Raw genomic sequence first — 21223 nt, forward strand, 5'->3', positions numbered from 1 at the left:
TTACAGCTTTATCATGTGCACATGACGACAAGAACCTCCCTTTACTTCTTAGCAAGGTCAGATGTAAACCTAAATAGTTGAATCTTTTTTTGCAATAAATTTCCTGCTAAAAAATTGCTCAAACTAGACATTTGGACATGTAAAGGCCCTTGTAATGGGTTAAAAAGGAATGAACTAGTTTGTGGAAATAATCACTCTATTCTATAATATAGAATATGGGTCTACGAGTGTGCGAATAAAAAAGGGGAAGAGATAATGAAAATTCTGTCTGTTATAGGGGAAAGCGTGCCCGCTGGAAAAGGGGGATCACCTGCGGACACCTTTGAGCGATCAGTTGTCATTTATCAAGTAGGAAAAGAAACGAAAACGCTTACTGTTACCTATGTCCGTTTTTTCGAGAAGCTTCTAGCCCAACAAGGAGTGTACGATCAGGAGAAGGAAGGGGTACCTGTAAATCAAATAGCAGCTACTCTCTTTTTAGAACAAAATCCTCAGGCAAAAGAATCTCGCCACTATTTTAACGATGCGGAATCGTTCACTACGTTATTTACAACGTTTTCTATAGAAAAGTGGAAAGAAGAATATTCCTCTTTGGTATGAGATGTCAAATTGTCGTCGATACAGAGTAGAAATCGTACATATTCTGGGCTAAAATATCACATTTTTGTGACAATGCGTTTTTACAGCACTTGAATTATTGCAGTTCCCCTCGAAGTTTTGCATAATAGAATTTGTATTACTTGATAACTATTCTTATTTAGCGGTTAATCATATACAATCGTGAACAAGAAACGACATAGATAGAGGGGCGAAGCACGGAATGAAACAAGTCGGAGTACTCATTATAGGTCATGGTTCCAGCAGTGCAGCATGGGTGGAGCTTGTGGATCAGGCAGTTGCTAGTTTAGACATCCGGGTACCTTACACCACCTGTTTTCTGGAAATGGTAGAAGGACGCCTTGTTGAGGATGGTCTACGAGAACTTGAGGCTCGCGGTGTAGAAAAAGTCATTGCGATTCCCCTCTTTGTTGCAGAAGGCAGTACGCATATTGATGAGATCGGCTATTTGTTAGGTGCTACCGATAATAAATTGGATGATGAGTGGGAACGATTACACACAACAATGGAAATGATCTATTGCCCACCAATGAACGATCACCCGTTTATTTTGGATATTTTAGAAGAGCGGATTCGCGAGCTTTCCTCGGACCCACAAGAAGAGATCCTGTTCCTAGTTGGACATGGAGCAGACGAAGGAGAAAATCATCGGAAGTGGGAAGAAGTATTACAGAGTATGACACAGACTTTGAAGGAACGCTTGAAATTCTCTGAGGCTACCTATGGAACTCTGCATCCGGACAATCTTCGCTCTCGGGCAGAAGAAGCAATCAATCAAGGCAGAACAATTGTTATCCCGTTATTCTTGAGCGAAGGATATTTCACTAAGAAGGTCATCCCCTCCAATTTGGATGGCTTAAACTATGCCTATAGTGGTAAAACATACCTGCCACATCCTTTTGTAGCGAAATGGTTACAAGAAGTTGTAGATGAACAGGTGCATAATGCGTAGAAGATAGAATAATCTACAAGAAGGCTCAACAACAGAGGCCTTCTTTTTTCTTGTGTAAGGCAGTAGGAGAAACTTGATGTAAAATAGGAGAAGTGCAACAATGATTCATGCAAGGATTGGTTGTACTTATTTATGAAAAAATGATGTTGTAGTCACAATGCAAAGGAATGCTTACATAAAATGAAGAAGTCGGGGAAAACGAGTAGAATGAGGTAGAACCGCGTTTGTTTTCAGAAAGAGAGGGTATCTATGATTGAAGTACAGAGTGTGACAAAAGCATTTAAAGATGTCGTTGCTGTCGATCAGCTTTCACTACTATGTCGACCAGGAGAGGTACTGGGGCTTCTAGGGGAAAATGGAGCAGGTAAGACTACCACGATGCGCATGATGGCAACAATTTTGACCCCTACCAACGGCGATATTATCATGGATGGTTACTCAGTTAAAACACATCCGATGGAAGTCCGTAAACGCATTGGATTGTTGTTCGGCGGAGATGTGGAGCTATACGCTAGGTTGACAGCAAGGGAGAATATTCAATACATAGGGAAGCTACATGGGTTGGATCAGAAGCTCTTAGATCAGCGAATTGAACAGGTTAGTAAGCAATTGGACATGAGTGAATTCTTGGATCGTCGTGTAGGTCCTTTTTCCCGAGGAATGCGACAGAAGGTAGCGATTGCGAGGTCGTTAGTGCATGATCCAAAGGTAATTTTGTTTGACGAGCCTACTACAGGTTTAGATATTACAGCAGCTAGTGTATTTCGACGCTTAATTAAAGAATTACAACAGCAGAATAAAACGATACTATTTTCCACACATAACATGGGGGAAGTAGAGAAGCTATGCTCTAGAGTAACAATCATGCATAAAGGGAAGATGATTGTAGAAGGGACGATCCCGGCTTTGCGTAAACGCTATGATCTACAGGATATGGACGACATCTTTATGCGAGCGGTCGGAGGTGAGAAAGAAAATGAATAGACAGCATATCTGGATTGTTTTTCAAAAGGAAATGACGGACCTCATACGGGACCGCAAAACGTGGATCGGAGCTTTAGTCATACCATTGGTAGTTGTACCATTATTTGTATTTCTAATGTCATTTTCTATGAATGGAGTAGCCAAAGAAGCACAATCCTTCGTGCCGCTGATTGTTAATGCAGATAGTCAGCATCCCTTTGTACAAATCTTACAAAAAAATGATAGTGTAAAAATGATTCAGGTAGAAGATCCTTTAGTAGCAATTAAGAATGGTAATGCGAGAGCTTTCATAAAATTGCCGGAGCAATTGCAGAGTAAGCTCCAAGCTGGTGAGGCTGTTGATATCACCGTCTGGTATGATCCTTCTAATCAAAAGTCTACTTACGCCAAAACGTTAATTGAAAAATCCATAAAGGAATATGAAAGAGAAGTTGTCTCTAAGCGTTTGCAGCATGTGGGCTTGTCGATTGAAGCGATCGAACCAATGCATACCAATTTTGAAAGCGTAGCAAGCGATGAAAAGGTGTCTGGTAGTATTTTATCTGGAGTTCTGATTATCCTCATGATTGCTTCTTTAATCTCTGGGGGCTTACCAGCTGCCACAGACTTAATTGCGGGAGAGAAGGAACGAGGTACGTTAGAGACACTGATAAGTGCCCCGATAACCGCTAATAGCGTGTTAACAGCGAAGTTATTTACCGTCATGATCATGAGTGGCGTCAGTTCGCTAGCTTCGGTGATTAGTGTTTCGTTAATTTTTTCGTTTATCTCAATGAATCACGATGCTGGAGGACTCTCCTTGCAATTTTTCACCACTAGCTCGATCATCGTGTTGTTTGTGGTGCTCATATTACTTTCGGCTATGTTTGCTGGCATCATGTTAAGTATTAGTTCTTTTGCTAAATCCTTTAAGGAAGCGCAGACATACATGACCCCACTTGTCTTGGTAGGATTAGTACCTGCTTACCTGATGATGCCTCTTAATCCGATTGACATTCCATATGCGTACTATATGTTGCCGATCTTTAATGGGGTGGCGATTTTTAAAGAGATTTTCTATGGGGAGCTCCAACCTATGCATGCCCTTCTAGTAGTGTTCACCTCGCTTTGCTATGTAATCATAGCCATTAAGGTGGCAGCGAAGTTCTTTAAACGGGAGAATTTGTTAGTGAAATAAAAATAGCTTGGCTCTTAGCGGAGCCAAGCTTGTATTATAGTTACAACCAATCAGCAGGACTTCGCTCAAATCACAGAATCAGGATAACAAGTCCAGCGCTTGTCTATATCTATCAGCTATTGATAGAAAAAGCTACTCAATTTACACGGACTGCCCCTGCTTTACTAGCCAGCCGGCCCCAATTACACCCGCATCATTTCCAAGTGTAGCCGGCAGAATTTCGCATGAATCTGCGGCAATTTTCCATGTGTAGGAATCAAAAGACTTACGGATCAGCCTGAATAGAACATCACCTGCTGCGGATACACCGCCACCGATCACAATTTTGGCAGGGTTCAGTAGGTTAGCTATGTGAGACAGACCAAATCCGGTGTAAAACGCAGCCTGGTCAATGACCTCTTGAGCTGCTATATCTCCTTCTGCCGCTGCATCAAAGGCATCCTTGGCAGTTAAGGAGCCTTTCTCTGCTAGCTGCTTAGCTAAATACGTACTGCGTCCTTCCTTCGCCGCTTTTTCTATCCCTAAAATAATCGCTGTCGCTGAACCATATCGCTCCATGCAGCCCTTTTTACCGCAATTGCATAGTGGACCATCTGGATTAACAGTTACGTGACCAATTTCGCCACCGACTCCTTTTACACCATGGACGATCTTGCCGTCGATAATAATTCCTCCGCCAATACCTGTACCGAGTGTAATAGCAACCAGGTTATCTGTTCCTTGTCCAGCACCACACCACATTTCACCGAGAGCGGCTGCGTTGGCGTCATTTTCTACATATGTGGGTAGACCAGTCAAAGCTTCTGTTTTAGCCTTCAACGCAGTATCCTTTAGACCAAGATTCACCGCTTCATATACAAAGCCCGTGTCCGTATCTACCGGCCCAGGAACTCCGATACCAATCCCATAGGCGTCTTCTTTGGTGAAGCCCTGCTCGGCCATCAGTTGGTCGATTGTACTTGTCATCTGCTGAATAATCGCATCTTCTCCCTCAGGAACAGGAGTAGGTATTTGGGTTTTTGTAATAATTTTCCCGTTAGGATCTAGTAAAGCTATCTTAATCGTGGTTCCCCCGATATCCACTCCTACAATCATACGCTTCGTCAAACTTCATACACCCCTCGCACAAGTCATCTTTTCACTAATAGTACCATGAGCAGAGGGGATAAAATAGGCAAAATCATGTGACAAACCGCATAATGATTCCCAAAAATGGTCATACAGGATATGATGGGTATGGTATCATGATAAAATTCGAAAATATATACGTAACGGAAGAAGGGGACGCGAGTGAAGAGAGCACGTCTAATCTACAATCCGACCTCGGGGCGTGAAGCTGTTCGCCGTCAGTTGCCAGAGATTTTAGAGACGCTGGAAAAGGCCGGATATGAAACTTCTTGTCATGCTACCAAAGGGGAAGGGGACGCTACCAGAGAGGCTGCCCGAGCCGTATCCAGACAATTTGACCTTGTCATCGCAGCCGGTGGGGACGGCACTATTTATGAAGTAATCAATGGCATGGCGGAAAAGAAAAATAGACCTAAGCTTGGCATTATCCCTGCTGGTACAACCAACGATTTTGCCCGGGCCTTAGGTATACCAAAATCGTTAAAAAAAGCAAGTCAAATCATCGCAGCCGGTCGCACCCAAAAGATGGACGTTGGCAAAATGAACGACCGTTATTTCATTAATATAGCTGGCGGTGGAACACTAACCGAACTCACCTATGAAGTGCCAAGTAAATTAAAAACCGTGGTAGGTCAGCTTGCCTACTATTTAAAAGGAATAGAAAAGCTTCCGTTTATCACTCCAACACATATTCGTATCGAGACACGTAATCAGGTCATGGTCGATGAGGAAGTTATGCTTTTTCTCATTTCGAATAGCAATTCTGTAGGTGGCTTTGAAAAAATAGCTCCTGCAGCTAGTCTCTCAGATGGAAAGCTCGATTGTATCGTTTTAAAAAAGGCGACATTGCCAGAAATCGTACGTATCGTTAGTATGGCCATTAAAGGAGACCACATCAAAGACCCCCATGTTTTATATTTTCAATCGGATTATATCAAAGCAACAACCAAGGACAAACAACAGGTACTTTTAAATCTGGATGGAGAATTGGGTGGAGAACTACCTTGCGAGTGCTACACCCTTGCCAATCATTTTGAGATTTTTGTACCATGACATAGATTTATGCAATATTAAAGGAGCTAGACAGAGTGAGAAAATCAGGAACAGGAAAATCGCAACGCGGTAATAAACAGAGAAAAGAAACGAATCGATCAAAGGAGCAACAGCCTAAGAATTACCCTGTACAGCTGGAGCAGGTAGTGGACATAGAAATTACTGGTCTTAACCATGAAGCGGAAGGGGTCGGTAGATATAACGGCTATACTTTGTTTGTAAAAGGTGCATTGCCTGGCGAAACCGTCAAAGCAAAGGTCATTCATGCCAAAAAGAACTTTGGCTATGCTCAGCTGCTCGAAATAACAGCTACAAGCCATCATAGAGAGGAGCCACCCTGTCCGGTCTACGATCGTTGTGGCGGCTGTTCCTTACAACACCTAATATATAGCGAGCAACTACGACACAAGCAACAAATCGTCATGGATAACCTGCGCCGAATTGGTGGATTCTCAATCGAGGGTGAGGAGCAGAAGGGCTTGGCTGGAAAACGGGAAGCAGATGCTTTGGCACATGGACAGAGCACGACAACAAATGCAGTATCCAGTAAAGAGGCAACAGCAGTAGGAACGACGAATGGTGAAGCATCTCCTTCTGACAAAGCCTCCTCTAATCCATCCCTAGCTACATCGCATAACGCTGAACCAGCAAAGGCTGTGAAGGTGCTTCCTACCCTAGGAATGACAGACCCGTGGCGTTACCGTAACAAGGCACAGGTGCCCATTGGAGAGGAAAATGGCGCGTTAATCGGTGGCTTCTATGCAGAAAAATCACATGATATTATCGATATCAACGAATGCCTGATCCAGCATCAAGCCAACGATGAAGTGGTAGCAAAAGTGAAGCGAATCGCAGAACGCTTAGGAATTGAACCATACAACGAGGCAAAGCACACAGGCTTATTACGCCATGTAGTAGCAAAAGTAGGTGCCAAAACAGGAGACCTCATGGTAGTGCTCATCACGACAGAAGCATTCCTGCCAGAGAGAGAACAGCTCATCCAGCTTATCCGTACGGAATTACCAGGAGTGAAAAGTATCGTCCAAAACGTTAACGAGCGCAGAACCAACGTTATTTTTGGAGACCAAACCTTCACGCTGTGGGGCGATGACGTTATTTACGACTATATTGGACCAATTAAGTTCGCAATCTCGGCCCGCTCCTTTTATCAGGTGAACCCCGAACAGACAGATGTGTTGTACAGCAAAACACTGGAATACGCAGGGTTAGAAGGAGATGAGACCGTAATTGATGCCTATTGCGGTATCGGAACAATCTCGCTGTTCCTAGCTCAGAAGGCCAAGCGCGTGTACGGTGTAGAAATTGTACCAGAGGCCATTGCTGATGCGAAAAAAAATGCGGAGCTAAATGGTTTGGACAACGTAAGCTTTGAAGTGGGACCCGCCGAGGTCGTGATTCCCAACTGGCGCAAGCAAGGGATTGTCGCTGATGTGATCGTCGTTGACCCACCGCGCAAAGGCTGCGACGAGGCCTTATTAACAACCATTTTGCAAATGCAGCCGAAGAAAGTGGTATATGTGTCCTGTAATCCGTCTACGTTGGCGCGGGATTTGAAGGTGTTAGCGGAGAAGTATGAGGTTGTGGAAGTGCAGCCGGTGGATATGTTTCCGCATACGGGGCATGTTGAGAGTGTGGCTTTGCTTACGTTGAAGTAAATGGCGAAAACCCTTGGGATACAAGGGTTTTTTGTTTTGATTATTTGGTAGGATAGGGAGAATGACCACATTTTGACCACAGAAGCTTTAAATATATAGTTTTTTAGCATGTAGATTTGCAGTTAAAAGAATTTTATAAGTTGGGCATCTATTACCCATGTCCCATCTTTTAACATAGGAGCACTAGTTGCTAACATCTCCGAGAAAATCTTTCCTGAAGGTTCTATCATACGAAATTTTTCACCTTTAATAATTTCATATGTTTCAACTTCAGTCCACTTTCCATCGCGTATTACTTTAACTGTATTCATTAGGGGACACTCCTTTAAATTTTTTGTTCAAATGTAGGTTTGTTATCTTCATCTAAAAACTCCCAAACTGCATCTTCTAAATCTAGTTTTTCTAAAACATCTTGTCGTTTCTCATAAAGAAAATCATCTTTCAAAAGTACAGATTGGTATCGTAATAAACATTCCTTCGCTCTTTGATGAACTTCTAAATCAGAAAGTTGTTTTATATCAAAATTCCGAATGAAATCATCAAACGCAAAAATTATTGCCTCTGTTGCTCCGAAAAAATCTAGATCCATCATTAACTCGATAAAAATTGCTTGTTCACGATTCATTGTAGAATCAACTCCTTCCAATAACTTTCAAAGAGAGAAATCAATATCATCATCGTCATATTGATCAATTAATCCTTCTTGAGTAGCGTCTTCCACAATTTTTGTTACTAAGGAATCTTCTATAAAACGTTTTACTTTTTCTATATTGCGTTCTTCATCATAGGGAGTAGCCCAACTAATTACATTTCCTATTGAGTCTAGTATCGTTAACATATATTTTTGGAATATATTATAATCCGCGTTACACTCACTTTTTATGTCTAGCTCCCAGATCAATTGCTTTATTGCGGCCAGTCTAATATCTGAGTTCCAATGATTTTTCTCATCTCCTTGAATTAATATGGAAAGGGTTACTCCGTTTTCATTTCCAGAGCATCTGATATCGAAGGGCTTATTAATATCAAACCCATGTTCAGAAATTGTTGAAAGAAATTTTACTCTATTGCTCATTTAATTACCTCCATCATTATTTAATTAGTAGAAAATCAGTAATGTTTAAAACTCAATGAGCTTTTTTAATTTCATGGCTTCTTCAAATCTTCTAGCTGTCTGCTCTTGCATATCCCTAGTGACATGACTATAAACATTCATTGTCATGGAGGCATCAGAATGACCAAGACGCTCAGATACGATTTTTACATGTTCACCCAACTGTAAAAGGATTGTTGCATGAGTATGTCGTAAATCATGAAATCTAATCTTAGTAACATTACTTTTCTTTATTAGTCTTCTAAAATTATCTGTTAGGCTTCTTGGATGAATAGGAACTCCTAACTCATTTGCAATGACTAGACCAAGATCGTCATAGATTTCTCCGACTTTAGTTATATGATGTTGTTGTAATTCTTTATGGACTTGAAGTTCTTTTACCAAGGATTCAGGAATGGATACGAGACGATTAGAGCGACCTGTTTTTGGCTCCCAAAAATGAAATTCACCCCCTTTCGAATAATAGAGATTTTGGCAAACACTGAGTTTTCCATTTGTTAAATCAATATCTTTCCAACGTAAGGCTAGAACCTCACCTCTACGTAATCCTGTATAGATGGCAATGAGATAAATCATGTAAAAGTTATGATTTTTTTCTTCTTTGGCTATACTTAGAAAGCGATTAATTTCTTCAATTGACCACACTACCTTTTCTTTTTTTCGTATGGTAGGTGGATCAACCAAATCAAAAATATTAGATTGAATATTCTGTATCCTAATCTGATACTTCATAAAACTTCGCATAATTGCATGTAAGTATGTGATGTACTCCGGAGTAAGGTTTTCATCTTGAAGTCTTTTATAGTATTTTTGGATGTGTACCGGTTTTAACTCTCCTAATTTAACATGTCCAAATGCAGGGATTAGGCGTTTTAAAATAGCTTTTGAATAGTTTTCATAAGTGGATAAACGTAAAGTAGCCTTTAACTGATAGTCTAACCATTCGAGCATAAGGTCAGATATCGCTTTTTTGGATGGTTCTATGTAATTATTTCTTCCAATAAGGGTAATTAATTCAGCACATGCTTTTTCAGCTTCCTTTTTTGTTTTGAAACCGCCTTTTGTTTTTTGCTCTCTGGAGCTATCTGGTTTTCTTCCTATATCTACAGTGAACGACCATGTGTTACCACGTTTTCTAAAGTATCCTTTCATACGATTGAGTTACCAGATTGCATATTGAGCCAAGAAAAGAATGAGTCTCTAGCAACTCGTTTGCATCGACCTATACGAATAAGAGGGAAGTTATTTCGCTCCATGATCTCATAAGCCACACGTTTAGATACACCAATTATTTCTGACAAATCTGAAGCATTTAAAACCAAGGGATAATCTTCAATTTTTTTCGTTTGGGTATTATTGATCATTTTCCATCTCTCCATGTTCATTTTGATTAGGTAATAAGTATCTATCTCTTCTTAGATGCATTTCTTGATTGAACGTTGAGTTTTTATGGGATAGTTTTACTTCGACCCATGATTGAATTACTTTACTGGTGTCCTCAATATTATCGTGCTTACTAAGTGCTGCTACAGACAACATTAGCCCAGCAGTTTGATTCAGTAATTGTAAGAGGTTCCCTTGTTTAATTACTTTTCTAACTAGTGGGGAAGGCTGATAATTCAGTCCTGCGCTCTCAATGATCTTCCATTTTCTCTTAACCTTCCATCTACTAACATTGTCCTTTGAAGGTTGTCTAATAGAAAGCCATTCCCCAGTAAGATATGCCCACAATCTATCCTCCTTTTGAAGCAATTCTTCTATGGTGTTAATAGCAAATTGTTTTAAAATATGCCTTCTTATTTCAAATTCAACTCGCCAAACAACTTTTGATTCATCCCAGCCGTTTTCTTGCCAAATTTGTTTAAACCATGTTTTCCCAGACACAGTTAACTCTATAAGCTTGTTGTAGATACGACAGTGCAAACTGCCTCTCGCTCCGATCTTTAGACCACTAAATTCACGACCCTCAGAAAATTCACTTGGAACGAATCGTTCTTCTTTTTTTCTTGCTCTAGAAACCACTCCTTTAGAATCAATTTGCTTGAAAACTACCTCATCGGTATCCACACAAATATCAGTGCGTGAAAGTTTATTAGTCAATAGAATCGCATCAAAATTAGAAAACCAGTTCAAGAAATTTTGATAAGCTTGCTTACAACCGTATGACCATAAATATTCAGAGAAGAATTTAACTACAATAGGTGGATTAGAATTCATCTCGGTTTTTACAAAGCAGATAGAAAAGTCTTTACTAGTTAATTTGTAAGTGTAAAAAGGAATACCGGTTCGCTCAACGGTGAGTACAAGGTTACCAATCGAGATGGTTTGGATATCCATTGATTCTTGAGCAGCTTTTTTTAGTTTTTCAAATTGCTCAAGATAAGCAGAAAAAGCAGTTTGATAATCTTCTACTATTAATCCAAGTTCGATTGTGTCAATTGCTTTCAGTATCAAGGCATCTACCTCACTTTGGTTGTAATTACAGCCCAGCATGTTATATGGGTGCTGGGCAACCTCGGTGGAACCAAGGGGCTAACGCCTCAGCCCTGACATGGAGCCTCTGCGAGTGTGCAGGACAAGGCTTATCAGCCAGGTCAAAAAGCGACCTGTCCGCTAAACCAGCCTGGCACATCTCGCCTCTCCATATCAAGGCCAAGCCAGCGTTACACACTGGTATCGGCTGCGCTCATTTCATGGCTTGCCGGGCTAGATCCACCTGCATTTTGATTTTTTTCTCCAATGAAATTTGAATAGCTCTAGTTTTTGAGAGTGCCTGAAAGTACTTTTCGATCTCATTGAATAATTTATTAAGTTGGTTAGTTTTCATTTAATCACCCTCTTTGTTACTTTTTTGTAACTTATGTTGATGAAAATATCATCTATAATTTCATGGTATAATGTTGATATTAATTTGTCAACAGTGTGATTTAAAAATCACATTTTAATCGTTTTTAAATAAGGAGAAATCCAATGGACTATTATAAAATGCTTATAGACATGATTGAAAAAAGTGGATTAACACTTCAAGAAATAGCTAATAGATGTGAAGATGAATACGGAGTAAAAATTAATAGATCTTACATTAGTAAGTTACAAACCAGAAAGCAAGCGCCAGCTTCTGATGAGGTTAATGTTGCATTAGCAAAGGTTTGTGGAGGTGATGTAGAGAAGTTTCGATATGAAGGTTACATTGAAAAAGCTCCAGATTTTATAAAGGAGTTTATTCATAATGTATCTATGACACTAAAAGAGATGACGATTTTCACAATGAAAAAATACTTTCCAGAAGAACAATTAAAAAATGCAGTAAATAAAATTAATAATAACTCAGCATTAGAAATTCTTGAGAAATCTAAAAAATATCTGGATGATGTAAAAAAAGAGGTCCCTGATTTATCTCGTCCCGAGTTTTTGTTATCTTTAATTGGCTTTGAAATGAAAGATGATTCGATGGAACCAGTTATACCTAAGGGATCGATTGTTAGTATCGATTATAGAAAAGCGATTAATAATGGGGATATTGTACTTGTTAGTTTGGCTGAAAGTGATGAGGAAAATTACGTTATTAGGAGAGTAATTAATATGGGAGATAAAGTGATGTTAATTAGTGAAAGATCGCATTATGAAGCTCAAGAAATAGAGAAAATGGCAATAAAACATATGTGGAAAGTAACAGCTACTAGAATAGAGTTTTAAAATGAGATTTTAGATACCATTAAAAAATTTGTTTATATTAATATACAAGAGATACGAGAGCCGCCAAGAGCGTCTCTCGGTCGACTTCGTGCAGTTCGTATAAATAAGCATTCTGTTTATATTAATAAATTGACCAGTTTTAAGGTTGTAAAGGCTGAATTTATTTTTAGTACTCTATCTAAGACAACAAACTCTCTTTGACATCATAAGGATGATACTGTTTACTAAGTTCCTAGCAATGGCTTTTTATACTTTTACTCAAAGAAGATAATACCAGTCCAGTTCTTATTTCGTTTTAATTATTTGATTATTACCTTTATTGTGTTTTTTATTAATAATTAATTGCTGTGTTAAAAAGTGGAAAATTAAAATATAAGATAGTATGAATATTTTTTATAGAAATAACTGATATAAAACATCCTGGGAATTTAATGTTTATACCTGGGTTATAAAAATAAAAATCCTGGTATCATAAAAAAAAATCCAGGGTATTTACAAAGTGATATTTTTATAGAATAATAGTCTACATATAATATGGGGAATTAGAAAGGAGTTTTGAAAATGGTAGTTTCAAATAATTATCAGGAAGGTACAGTACAACTAAGCGACCTTATTAAGCGAGGGGACACTACTGAATTACAAATTAAAGCATTTCTTTGCAATAATCTTGGGAATGCAACATTATTAGCGAAAATTCCTATGTACGATTTTTATAGAATGTCCGAAGTTGCTAATGATCGAAGTGAAAACGGGGAACCCGTAGCCCAAAGAAAACTTGATGTAAAACATGCAACTGAACTTGCGAGATACATATTAAAAGGACTAATTTCTACTACTGTTAAATTGAACGCTGGCGATAATAGTTCAATTATGCATGCAAGATTAAAGTTACAAGAGATGATAGGTAAGCAGCCATATATGGCTTTGCAACCTATAGTTGCTAATTTAAGAACTGCTGGCCCTAATGGTATTAATCTTCGTGTAAATCCAATAGAAACACCAGAAAAAGAAGGGGTTGGTGTTAGACTTTGGATGGGTCAGAGAGATATTTTATGGGTAGTAGATGGTCAACATCGTAGAAAAGCTATACAGATAGTAATAGAATTTCTTGAAGAAGTAAGGCTAGAACAAAAATACCCTCCAAAAAAACAATCACTTTTCCCTCATAATCGTGATGATCGTTTTTTACCACAAGATGAATTAGCTGTTTGGATGGAGTGCTATGAATTAACCAGAGGTGAATGTACTATCAGTTTAGATATTCACCTGGGACTCGGTATTATAGAAGAAAGACAGTTATTTCATGATCTCAATAACTTAGCTAAAAAAGTTGAAAAAAGCCTTGCTTTGGAGTTCGACAGTTCTAATCCTGTTAATGCGTTCATTAAGGATCATCTAATAGAAGGAAATTATGTGAAAGTTTCTTTAGGAGATAATAAAGTTGATTGGGAAAATGATGATGGATCATTCACGAGGAAAGATATTGTTGCAGTTAATGCTCATCTAATTTTGAATAAAACGAATATTAATAGTGCAACACCAGCTTTGGTTACTCCTCGCTTAGGCGTGGCTAAACGTTTTTGGGAAGCTGTAGTTCAAATTCCTGATTTTGGGGATACTAATGCTAAGGGAAAAACAGTTGCTGCACAACCTGTCGTGCTTAAAGCACTTGCGAAGTTAACTTACGACTTTGCATTTGGTAGATACCCGGATAATGAGCTGCTGAACAGATTCTTGGATGGTATAACAGAAATAGATTTTAGTCATGATAACCCAATGTGGCGCTACTATCAGCTTAAGCTTGATGAAATCCAAAAGTATGGTTTGGAAGATCTTGCAGTGTACCTACCAGATAATTCTAGTGGTAATCGAGATGTAGGGTTTTATGATGAAGAAACTGGTTGGATGCGTTTTGGTAGTAAGCACAATGATATTTTCCCAATTATAGCAGATATGATTAGATGGAAACTTAATCTTCCGAGTCGTCATAAGTAATTGTTTTTATTCATATGAATTGAGTAATGACCACTTTTTGCTCACACAATTATGATAATCCAGGGATATTTAAGTAGCCTGGCATTGATTAATTCATTTAATATTGTGATTAGACTAGCATTAGTGTGAACAGGATTAGTTAAAATAAAAAGCCACCTAAAACGGGGCATGTGGAGAGTGTGGCTTTGCTTACATTGATTTAATAGTGTTTTGTTGAGCTTAAATTGCTGATTGACAACGAATTGACAACCGGCAATTTAAGTTTCTTTTTTATGCATAAAATTTTCAAATCGCTGTGCAGCTTCTTTTTGCATATTAGGTAGTACGTGACTGTAGGTATCCATTGTCATCTCAATACCGGAATGGCCCAGACGCTCCGAAACTATTTTTGGATGCTCACCGAGTTGAAGCATTAGAGTCGCATGTGTGTGCCTTAGATCATGAAAACGGATTTTAGGAATAGCTACTGCTTTAACTAATTTGTTGAAGTGAGTTGTTAGGTTTCTAGGATGGATGAGTTTTCCATTAGCGTTACAGACAACTAAATCGAGGTCTTCATAACTCTCGCCAAACAATTGTCTTAATTTGAGGGCACCATCAACTTCAAAAACTCTCTCCGTTACACGTTCAAAAATTTTATGGGGATCTTTTGCGTTTCTAACCACTCAGCAATAAAATCTTTTAGCGTAGTATTAGTAGATTCTATATAGGTTCCTTTATTTAATTGATTTATCATTTCGTTACAAGCTTTTTCAGCATCTCTTTTTGTGTTAAATCCAGATACTGTTTTTTGTTTCCTCTTACCTGTCTTTGGATCAGTACCTAAAGTTATGGCAAACGACCACTTGTTTCCTCTTTTTCTAATATGCCCTTTCAAAATGCACTCCTCCTTTTTGAAAATACAGAAAACCATCAGGCGCATCTAAAACGACACGCCTATTCGCTTGGTCCGGAATACACACTTGGTTTGTGTATCTAAAACACATGGGAACTGGTATTATCCCCTTTGAGTAGACAGTGTAAAAAGCCCGCCCACCTGACGGTGGGTGGTACACTCTATTGGAGGGGATTTTCCTATGGCTAAAAAAGGTCAAAAATTCAAACGTTATTCCGAGGAGTTTAAGCTGAAGGCTGTAAATTTGTATCAAGAAAGAGGGATGTCCTATGAAGCGATAACTAAAGCATTAGGAATACCAAGTTCAACTCAGGTTAAGCAGTGGGTTCGAAAGTTCAATAGCGGAGAAGGGGTTATGGATAAACGAGGGAAGAGCCGTTCTTGTGACCACCCTTTTATTGGTCGTCCACGCACCAAATTTGCTACTGTGGAAGAAGAAAGAGATTATCTTAAAGCGCAGGTAGAATACCTAAAAAAGCGCAATCCGAATCTGCATTTGGGGGGAAGGTATGGAAAGTAAATCGGTTTTTAATCATAAATGAGCTGCGTAAAAAATATCCCCTTACTTGGTTAGTGGAAATTGCGAGAGTGTCTCGATCCGGTTACTACAAATGGCTCAACGAAAAAGGAAAACCATCATTCAGACAAGAGCAGAATCAAAATCTGAAGGAACATCTAATAGCGATCCACCAAGCTCATCCATACTTCGGATATCCAAGAATGCAAATTGCATTAAGAAAGAAGGGATGGAATGTGAATCACAAACGAGTATACCGGTTGATGAAGGAGCTAAACCTTCGGTCTATTATCCGAAAGAAGAGACGTTATTTTGGTAAAACAGTATCTGTTATTAATCCTAATTTACTTAACCGTAAGTTTAAAACGGACAAGCCAAATCATTTGTATGTAACAGATATCCCCTTTGTATCGTTTCAAAGTCGCTTTTACTACCTCTCAGTCATCCAGGATCTCTATAACAACGAAGTTGTTAGTTGGAAGGTTTCTCATCGAAATGACTTACAGCTCGTACTAGATACTGTGGAACAACTGAGCAAAAAAAGAGACGTGCAGGAAGCGATCCTGCATTCTGATCAGGGCTTCCAGTACACGTCTAAGCAGTACAATAAGCTAATAAAGGAACTTGGCGTAAAAGGCAGCCACTCTCGCAAAGGAAACTGCCTCGATAACGCCTGCATTGAATCCTTTTTTTCGCATCTCAAAACCGAGACATTGTACTTTTCTGAGTGTAAAACAGAAGAAGAACTCTTTCAAGCCATTAAAAAATACATATGGTTTTATAACCATGAACGATTCCAGAAAAAATTAAACCAGTGTGCTCCGGTGGAATACCGAAACACACTGGCTGCTTAGGCTTTTTTAATACTGTCTACTTGACAGGGGTAAGACCAGGTAAGACCAGGCAATGGGCTTTTTACAATCAAATGGGGATGGCCGATAAAGCTTCAAGGATCGGACAATTGGCAGATGAGTTGAGGGTTGCTAGTGGGCAGGAAGCACAAAATAAATAGTTCTTAGAAAATGCTGGTTAAAAACTGGCACTTTTTCTTTTCCCTGTTACGACATAATCTACTACATCAAGGGAGCTGTTTACGGTGATCTATAACATGGATTGCATAACTGGAGCAAAACAACAACTACAAGACGAATCTATCGACCTACTCATTGCCGATCCGCCCTACAATCTAGGTTTTGGTGGGACAAATTTCACCAAGACGAAAAAGCCTAGATTTAACATCATCGCAAACGATCAGCTACATCCACGAGACTATCAGCGATTCACTTTCCAGTGGCTCAGAGAAGCGTATAGGGTTCTAAAGCCAGGTAGACATATTTACGTGTTTATCGATTGGCGCATGTATCCACTCTTGTATTTGTGGATGCAGCGCGTCGGATTTACGATAAAGAACTGTTTGGTCTGGAATAAAGTACACATGGGCATGGGCTGGCAATACCGTTATCAGCATGAATTTATCATATTTGCTGTAAAGGGGAAGAACAAGGCCCGCCGTGTTTCGAATCGTCGTGCTACTGACATCTGGCCAATACCACGAATCGCAAGTCAAAAAACCATTCATCCCACCGAGAAGCCTGCTAAACTTATGGAAAACATCATTCTGAACAGTAGCAAGGAAGGGGAAATGTTAGCAGATTTTTTCTTGGGCTCTGGCCCAACAGTAGAAGCGGCCAATAAGCTTGGCCGTAAAATAACAGGTTTTGAAATAGATGAGGTTTATTTTAATTTGGCAAGTAGTAGACAAGGATTGCCTCCTTTATAGGGGGTGGTTCTTATACATAGAGAGGGAAAAATTATGCATAGAAGCAAAGTGTTTATGTCGAAAAGGGATCAGTAGTGTAATCTGAAAATAAAATATAATAAATTTCAAAATATGACATTATTTTACAACAAACTTTTGATAATCTATTAATAAGACTTTATCTGACAAATTCTAGGAGGAATAAAAATGTTCAAAAAGATTTTCATGTTGTCCACTTTCTTAGCTCTATTTGCTATCACAAGTATAGCGCCTTCACCAATTGCTTTTGCTTTTGCAGATCAAACTAAATCAGTATCTGTAGCTGCAGAAGAGGATTTTACAAAAGAGGCCCAGCCATATAAAGTGGATAAAGTTCAAGCATCAAATGGCCAAACTGCAAATGTATTTTATTTTGAAAACGAAGAAGATGCCGAAAAATTCCAATCCGAGAAATATTCCGAATCAACCGTATTTCAAGAACAACAATTAACTAAAGAAAAAAAATCCATATCACCTGCATTATACGGGTATAGCTATCTAGGATACCATGGTAACATCCAGCACTTTTTTAAAGAGAAAAAAGTAAAAAATAATAGTAATTCCACTTTAAAAGATGTTAAATTTGATTTTAATGAACAGAGAAGCACTAGAACTTCGTCTTCCGTTTCTGCTGAGTTTCCTAAAGTATTCAAAGCCGAATTGGGTTTTGAATATGCGACCTCACATACGTATACAGTAAGTATTCCTGTAGATATCCCAGCAAAACACTACGGACAAGTTATAACGCATAACAATACAGACGTGTATAAATTTAAGCATACAGCTTATGGTAATTTTAATGTATACTATCCTACAGAGAGCGATGAATATAATGTTTATATTGTAAAGCTGTAGGAAAGGAGAAAACATGTCCATTCCTCAAATTGTACAAAAGGGAATAGCTTTAATACTTTGCTTAGCCGGTTGGTACGTCACTAGTGAGAGCCCAATATTGGGAAGGGATGCAGCATCCGCTTACATCTCAGGATTTAAAAGTATTGATCCTCCGGAATATTTGAAGTTAATGGAGAACTTTATATTCTCCTATCAATTAGCTGGGGGAATACTTTTAAGCATTGGATTGGTGTACCTTTTAAAAGGTTTGGATCATCAGAAGTAAAAAAGACAAGGAGTACACTCTCCCTTGTCTTTTTTTTCATTAATAAACATGTAATTTTACCCATTGCCTAATCTCCTCATCCTCAAATAAAATTAGAACATATATTCGTATTTAAGGAGATGTTTTGATGGCTAGCAAAATTCTTGATCCACTTGTAACGAAGCTTATCCCTCCTTGATAGGGAGGGGTTTCATTTTTCTTGACAATCATCTCTGCAACCATTTTGCTTATTTTCATGAAATTTTGCAACCAACGTTCATGAATCCACGAGTGGAGTTAAACTCCGTTCATCTTTAGTTATTTAAACAACTTACCAATCACCTTAAAAAGTAAGATACCCCCTCCGTATGTTGGAAGGGGTATCTTATTATCTACTGTATTCTTGAACTTCAAAGCTTTCAATATGGCTGTAACTAATGAAGTCTTTTCTAGAATTGAAAGGTCCGATGTTGTATTTCTTATTAACGATGTATGCTTCTTTACCGTTTCCCCTTGCTCTACCTTCATACCATTCGGTAAAGTTTCTGATTTCCTCATTTGTCATCTCAAATTCTTTGATTAAACCACTATCCATGTAAATAACCAAGAGTGCGTTTCCAGTTGGATTCGGATTTGGATCAGGGTTTGGTTCTGGATTAGGATCGGGATTCGGGTCTGGATTAATTAGTTCAGAAAGATTTAATTCTTCCACATCCGGAGTAGCACCAGATGTATGTCCATTTACGATGTAGGTACCTCCAATCGCATACAGTTTACCACTTACTATTCCCATAAAAGCACTCCGTTTTAATGGAGTAATAGAAACAGGGTGTGTAATTAATTCTTTAGAATTTAAATCATAATATTTAATTTCAGTGCTATCTATACCTATAATGAAGAGTTTTTCATCATAAATCATTCTTGGAGTTAAGACAATACCTGAAGGAGCGTCATCAACAAATGTCCAAGTATCTTTTATATGGTCATAAGAATAAATTTTTGGAGCGTCTCCACTAGGGCTATATTCGGTTGCGTAAATAGTGTTGTCTAAAACTGAGAAATTAAAATAGATTGGATCACTCTTAAAAGGCAATGGATTCTTAGTAATCCAATTGTTTGTCTCAGGATTAAATACATATACTGTTGTGGTATTACCAAATACATAAATATTGTTTTCTAAAGAAACAGATTTAACATTTTTAAGTGCTTGTGGCATGGATTGTTTCCGACTCCAACTATTAGTGATTGGGTCATATTCTTCAACAATGTTAGTGTCAGCATTAGAGACACGACCACCGATAGCATAAAATTTACCTTGGTGTTCTACGAATGTTCCTACAGATCTACCTATAGAAGAACTAGGTAACTTATACCATGTGTCTAACTCAGGATCATACATCTCGAGATCAGATAAGGAATTATTACCTTCAGTTCCGCCATGTATATAAATCTTATCATTATAGATTAGACCTGCATGGTTGTATCTAGCTGTCGGCATTGGTGCTTTTTTAACCCATTCCATTTCTTCTGCTGCAAACGAATGCGTCTGAAAACTAAACAAAGTCATAATCATCGCTAAAGCGAATAATCCTATTTTCTTTAGGTTCATTTGTCTAACACTTTTACTCTATCTGTATAGAAAGAGAAAAGTGCTTACCTCCTTATGAGTGTATGTAAGAATAACGAATAAAAAGTTTTGTAAAATATTAGCTATGTCGGCCGACACATTTGCATTATACGAGATTGAATTTCATAAAACAAAACATATATTGAAAAATATGTAATTAATTTTGGTGTATTTTGTATATTTTTAAAAAATATTTTCTTTTTTAATTATGATAGTCAAAAATTGTTTGTTGCATAATCTCCTCATCCTCAAATAAAATAAGAACATATATTCGTATTTAAGGAGATGTTTTGATGGCTAGCAAAATTCTTGATCCGCTTGTAACGAAATTCATCTTGCCAGAACATGCTGAAATGTTACGTCAGCACCACCTAGACAAACAACTTGTGCCTAAGCCGATCATTGAAGAGGATGAGCTAGCCGAATTTTGCTACAGGATATCTGACTCACGTCAGTATGACTACGCATTAACCATTAGCTGGTGGAAAGAAACGAAAGAGGGCAGAGGCGTGATAGAATCCGCTTGGGGATGGGTAGAGAAGTTTGATTCAACGTTTAAACAGATCAAGCTAAAGAATGACGAGGATTTCTGGTGGATACCTGTAGAAGATGTGGTCAATGTAGAAGCCTAAGCAGTGCATCTTATAACTACATAGAATGTATTGCCTGGTGAGGCAGGGATACAGCAAACACCCCACCAGGCTATCAATAGCGAGGTGTTTGTATCTAACGTTCAATAGTTTTTTAAACAGTTTTTATCTATGTATGTAGAGACGCTCGTCCGAAAGTTCGAGTACATCCGTAATCTCAACGCCAAGCACTTCGCATATTTTCGCAAGGTTATCTAGCTGCAACCGTCCCGGTGTCATTGTTGCTCATGCCATATATGTTTCC

Annotated in this window: 23 protein-coding genes and 1 pseudogene; 13 read left to right on the forward strand and 11 right to left on the reverse strand. The window is 38.5% G+C overall.

The window, feature by feature from the left end; genetic code table 11:
- Window positions 1-255 precede the first annotated feature (255 nt).
- The 4 genes from BrL25_RS12770 to BrL25_RS12785 all read left to right on the forward strand — a co-directional run bounded on the left by BrL25_RS12770 (window position 256) and on the right by BrL25_RS12785 (window position 3731).
- Window positions 256-600, forward strand: a complete 345-nt coding sequence (locus tag BrL25_RS12770; RefSeq protein ID WP_018673655.1) for a hypothetical protein — start codon at window positions 256-258, stop codon at window positions 598-600.
- Window positions 601-820: 220 nt separating this feature from the next.
- Window positions 821-1570 carry a sirohydrochlorin chelatase gene (locus BrL25_RS12775; protein WP_018673656.1) on the forward strand — a complete coding sequence of 250 codons (750 nt, stop codon included), beginning with the start codon at window positions 821-823 and terminating at the stop codon, window positions 1568-1570.
- 249 nt (window positions 1571-1819) lie between these two features.
- Window positions 1820-2554, forward strand: coding sequence for an ABC transporter ATP-binding protein (locus BrL25_RS12780; RefSeq protein WP_018673657.1), 735 nt, complete (start codon window positions 1820-1822; stop codon window positions 2552-2554).
- Entirely contained in the window at window positions 2547-3731 is a 1185-nt protein-coding gene (locus tag BrL25_RS12785; protein ID WP_018673658.1) for an ABC transporter permease, read from the forward strand. Before BrL25_RS12780 ends, BrL25_RS12785 begins: the two co-directional genes overlap by 8 nt.
- A gap of 141 nt (window positions 3732-3872) precedes the next feature.
- Here the strand turns inward: BrL25_RS12785 and BrL25_RS12790 are convergent, their stop codons facing one another.
- Window positions 3873-4838, reverse strand: coding sequence for an ROK family glucokinase (locus BrL25_RS12790; protein ID WP_018673659.1), 966 nt, complete (start codon window positions 4836-4838; stop codon window positions 3873-3875).
- 183 nt (window positions 4839-5021) lie between these two features.
- Here BrL25_RS12790 and BrL25_RS12795 point away from each other — a divergent pair, with 183 nt between their 5' ends.
- Window positions 5022-5912, forward strand: a complete 891-nt coding sequence (locus BrL25_RS12795; RefSeq protein ID WP_018673660.1) for a diacylglycerol kinase — start codon at window positions 5022-5024, stop codon at window positions 5910-5912.
- A 35-nt stretch (window positions 5913-5947) separates the two neighbouring features.
- The gene (rlmD, locus tag BrL25_RS12800; RefSeq protein WP_018673661.1) at window positions 5948-7588 is read left to right on the forward strand and encodes a 23S rRNA (uracil(1939)-C(5))-methyltransferase RlmD; all 1641 of its coding nucleotides are present in this window, start codon (window positions 5948-5950) and stop codon (window positions 7586-7588) included.
- 122 nt (window positions 7589-7710) lie between these two features.
- On the opposite strand, the gene BrL25_RS12805 is transcribed toward rlmD, so the two are convergent.
- The 7 genes from BrL25_RS12805 to BrL25_RS24800 form a co-directional block, all read right to left on the reverse strand.
- Window positions 7711-7899: a hypothetical protein gene (locus BrL25_RS12805; RefSeq protein WP_018673662.1), complete on the reverse strand. Its 189-nt coding sequence runs from the start codon at window positions 7897-7899 to the stop codon at window positions 7711-7713.
- Between the two features lie 14 nt (window positions 7900-7913).
- The gene (locus tag BrL25_RS12810) at window positions 7914-8213 is read right to left on the reverse strand and encodes a hypothetical protein (RefSeq protein ID WP_018673663.1); all 300 of its coding nucleotides are present in this window, start codon (window positions 8211-8213) and stop codon (window positions 7914-7916) included.
- Between the two features lie 27 nt (window positions 8214-8240).
- The gene (locus BrL25_RS12815; protein WP_018673664.1) at window positions 8241-8663 is read right to left on the reverse strand and encodes a hypothetical protein; all 423 of its coding nucleotides are present in this window, start codon (window positions 8661-8663) and stop codon (window positions 8241-8243) included.
- A 45-nt stretch (window positions 8664-8708) separates the two neighbouring features.
- Window positions 8709-9854, reverse strand: coding sequence for a tyrosine-type recombinase/integrase (locus tag BrL25_RS12820; RefSeq protein ID WP_018673665.1), 1146 nt, complete (start codon window positions 9852-9854; stop codon window positions 8709-8711).
- Window positions 9851-10066, reverse strand: a complete 216-nt coding sequence (locus BrL25_RS12825) for a helix-turn-helix domain-containing protein (protein ID WP_018673666.1) — start codon at window positions 10064-10066, stop codon at window positions 9851-9853. The genes BrL25_RS12820 and BrL25_RS12825 overlap by 4 nt, the downstream gene beginning before the upstream one ends.
- A complete protein-coding gene (locus tag BrL25_RS12830; RefSeq protein ID WP_018673667.1) occupies window positions 10056-11156 on the reverse strand; it encodes a hypothetical protein in 1101 nt (366 codons plus the stop codon). The genes BrL25_RS12825 and BrL25_RS12830 overlap by 11 nt, the downstream gene beginning before the upstream one ends.
- Window positions 11157-11388: 232 nt before the next feature.
- A complete protein-coding gene (locus BrL25_RS24800; RefSeq protein WP_018673668.1) occupies window positions 11389-11529 on the reverse strand; it encodes a hypothetical protein in 141 nt (46 codons plus the stop codon).
- Between the two features lie 143 nt (window positions 11530-11672).
- Here BrL25_RS24800 and BrL25_RS12835 point away from each other — a divergent pair, with 143 nt between their 5' ends.
- Both BrL25_RS12835 and BrL25_RS12840 read left to right on the forward strand, forming a co-directional pair.
- Window positions 11673-12398 (forward strand): S24 family peptidase, encoded by a 726-nt coding sequence (locus BrL25_RS12835; RefSeq protein WP_018673669.1) that lies wholly within the window; start codon window positions 11673-11675, stop codon window positions 12396-12398.
- A 561-nt stretch (window positions 12399-12959) separates the two neighbouring features.
- Complete coding sequence (locus tag BrL25_RS12840; RefSeq protein WP_018673670.1) at window positions 12960-14393, forward strand: DNA sulfur modification protein DndB; 1434 nt, start codon at window positions 12960-12962, stop codon at window positions 14391-14393.
- 257 nt (window positions 14394-14650) lie between these two features.
- On the opposite strand, the pseudogene BrL25_RS12845 reads toward BrL25_RS12840, so the two are convergent.
- Window positions 14651-15270: pseudogene (locus BrL25_RS12845) on the reverse strand (site-specific integrase).
- Between the two features lie 199 nt (window positions 15271-15469).
- Here BrL25_RS12845 and BrL25_RS12850 point away from each other — a divergent pair.
- The 4 genes from BrL25_RS12850 to BrL25_RS12865 all read left to right on the forward strand — a co-directional run bounded on the left by BrL25_RS12850 (window position 15470) and on the right by BrL25_RS12865 (window position 18723).
- Window positions 15470-16659 (forward strand): IS3 family transposase gene (locus BrL25_RS12850; protein ID WP_099327250.1). Its coding sequence is split into 2 segments (ribosomal slippage): window positions 15470-15758 and window positions 15758-16659, totalling 1191 coding nucleotides; the frame shifts between segments, so codons are not numbered across the junction.
- A gap of 254 nt (window positions 16660-16913) precedes the next feature.
- Window positions 16914-17585, forward strand: a complete 672-nt coding sequence (locus tag BrL25_RS12855) for a DNA-methyltransferase (protein WP_051088631.1) — start codon at window positions 16914-16916, stop codon at window positions 17583-17585.
- Between the two features lie 186 nt (window positions 17586-17771).
- Window positions 17772-18458 carry a hypothetical protein gene (locus tag BrL25_RS12860; RefSeq protein ID WP_018674096.1) on the forward strand — a complete coding sequence of 229 codons (687 nt, stop codon included), beginning with the start codon at window positions 17772-17774 and terminating at the stop codon, window positions 18456-18458.
- 13 nt (window positions 18459-18471) lie between these two features.
- Window positions 18472-18723: a hypothetical protein gene (locus BrL25_RS12865; protein WP_018674097.1), complete on the forward strand. Its 252-nt coding sequence runs from the start codon at window positions 18472-18474 to the stop codon at window positions 18721-18723.
- Window positions 18724-19090: 367 nt separating this feature from the next.
- Here BrL25_RS12865 and BrL25_RS12870 read toward each other — a convergent pair whose 3' ends face one another.
- Complete coding sequence (locus tag BrL25_RS12870; RefSeq protein WP_018674098.1) at window positions 19091-20311, reverse strand: Kelch repeat-containing protein; 1221 nt, start codon at window positions 20309-20311, stop codon at window positions 19091-19093.
- 311 nt (window positions 20312-20622) lie between these two features.
- On the opposite strand from BrL25_RS12870, the gene BrL25_RS12875 reads away from it, so the two are divergent.
- Window positions 20623-20961 carry a YolD-like family protein gene (locus BrL25_RS12875; RefSeq protein WP_018674099.1) on the forward strand — a complete coding sequence of 113 codons (339 nt, stop codon included), beginning with the start codon at window positions 20623-20625 and terminating at the stop codon, window positions 20959-20961.
- A 123-nt stretch (window positions 20962-21084) separates the two neighbouring features.
- Here BrL25_RS12875 and BrL25_RS12880 read toward each other — a convergent pair whose 3' ends face one another.
- Window positions 21085-21198, reverse strand: a complete 114-nt coding sequence (locus BrL25_RS12880; RefSeq protein ID WP_081621659.1) for a helix-turn-helix domain-containing protein — start codon at window positions 21196-21198, stop codon at window positions 21085-21087.
- Window positions 21199-21223 lie beyond the last annotated feature (25 nt).

The organism is Brevibacillus laterosporus DSM 25, assembly GCF_002706795.1.
GTDB classification, from domain to species: domain Bacteria; phylum Bacillota; class Bacilli; order Brevibacillales; family Brevibacillaceae; genus Brevibacillus_B; species Brevibacillus_B laterosporus.

Coding starts and splice junctions, on each gene's coding strand:
- BrL25_RS12880 (WP_081621659.1), bottom strand. CDS start 21,198: ATGACACCGGGACGGTTGCAGCTAGATAACCTTGCGAAAATATGCGAA.
- BrL25_RS12775 (WP_018673656.1), top strand. CDS start 821: ATGAAACAAGTCGGAGTACTCATTATAGGTCATGGTTCCAGCAGTGCA.
- BrL25_RS12875 (WP_018674099.1), top strand. CDS start 20,623: ATGGCTAGCAAAATTCTTGATCCGCTTGTAACGAAATTCATCTTGCCA.
- BrL25_RS12870 (WP_018674098.1), bottom strand. CDS start 20,311: ATGAACCTAAAGAAAATAGGATTATTCGCTTTAGCGATGATTATGACT.
- BrL25_RS12815 (WP_018673664.1), bottom strand. CDS start 8,663: ATGAGCAATAGAGTAAAATTTCTTTCAACAATTTCTGAACATGGGTTT.
- BrL25_RS12860 (WP_018674096.1), top strand. CDS start 17,772: ATGTTCAAAAAGATTTTCATGTTGTCCACTTTCTTAGCTCTATTTGCT.
- BrL25_RS12810 (WP_018673663.1), bottom strand. CDS start 8,213: ATGAATCGTGAACAAGCAATTTTTATCGAGTTAATGATGGATCTAGAT.
- BrL25_RS12825 (WP_018673666.1), bottom strand. CDS start 10,066: ATGATCAATAATACCCAAACGAAAAAAATTGAAGATTATCCCTTGGTT.
- BrL25_RS12820 (WP_018673665.1), bottom strand. CDS start 9,854: ATGAAAGGATACTTTAGAAAACGTGGTAACACATGGTCGTTCACTGTA.
- BrL25_RS12865 (WP_018674097.1), top strand. CDS start 18,472: ATGTCCATTCCTCAAATTGTACAAAAGGGAATAGCTTTAATACTTTGC.
- BrL25_RS12770 (WP_018673655.1), top strand. CDS start 256: ATGAAAATTCTGTCTGTTATAGGGGAAAGCGTGCCCGCTGGAAAAGGG.
- BrL25_RS12855 (WP_051088631.1), top strand. CDS start 16,914: ATGGATTGCATAACTGGAGCAAAACAACAACTACAAGACGAATCTATC.
- BrL25_RS12805 (WP_018673662.1), bottom strand. CDS start 7,899: ATGAATACAGTTAAAGTAATACGCGATGGAAAGTGGACTGAAGTTGAA.
- BrL25_RS12840 (WP_018673670.1), top strand. CDS start 12,960: ATGGTAGTTTCAAATAATTATCAGGAAGGTACAGTACAACTAAGCGAC.
- BrL25_RS12785 (WP_018673658.1), top strand. CDS start 2,547: ATGAATAGACAGCATATCTGGATTGTTTTTCAAAAGGAAATGACGGAC.
- BrL25_RS12835 (WP_018673669.1), top strand. CDS start 11,673: ATGGACTATTATAAAATGCTTATAGACATGATTGAAAAAAGTGGATTA.
- BrL25_RS12780 (WP_018673657.1), top strand. CDS start 1,820: ATGATTGAAGTACAGAGTGTGACAAAAGCATTTAAAGATGTCGTTGCT.
- BrL25_RS24800 (WP_018673668.1), bottom strand. CDS start 11,529: ATGAAAACTAACCAACTTAATAAATTATTCAATGAGATCGAAAAGTAC.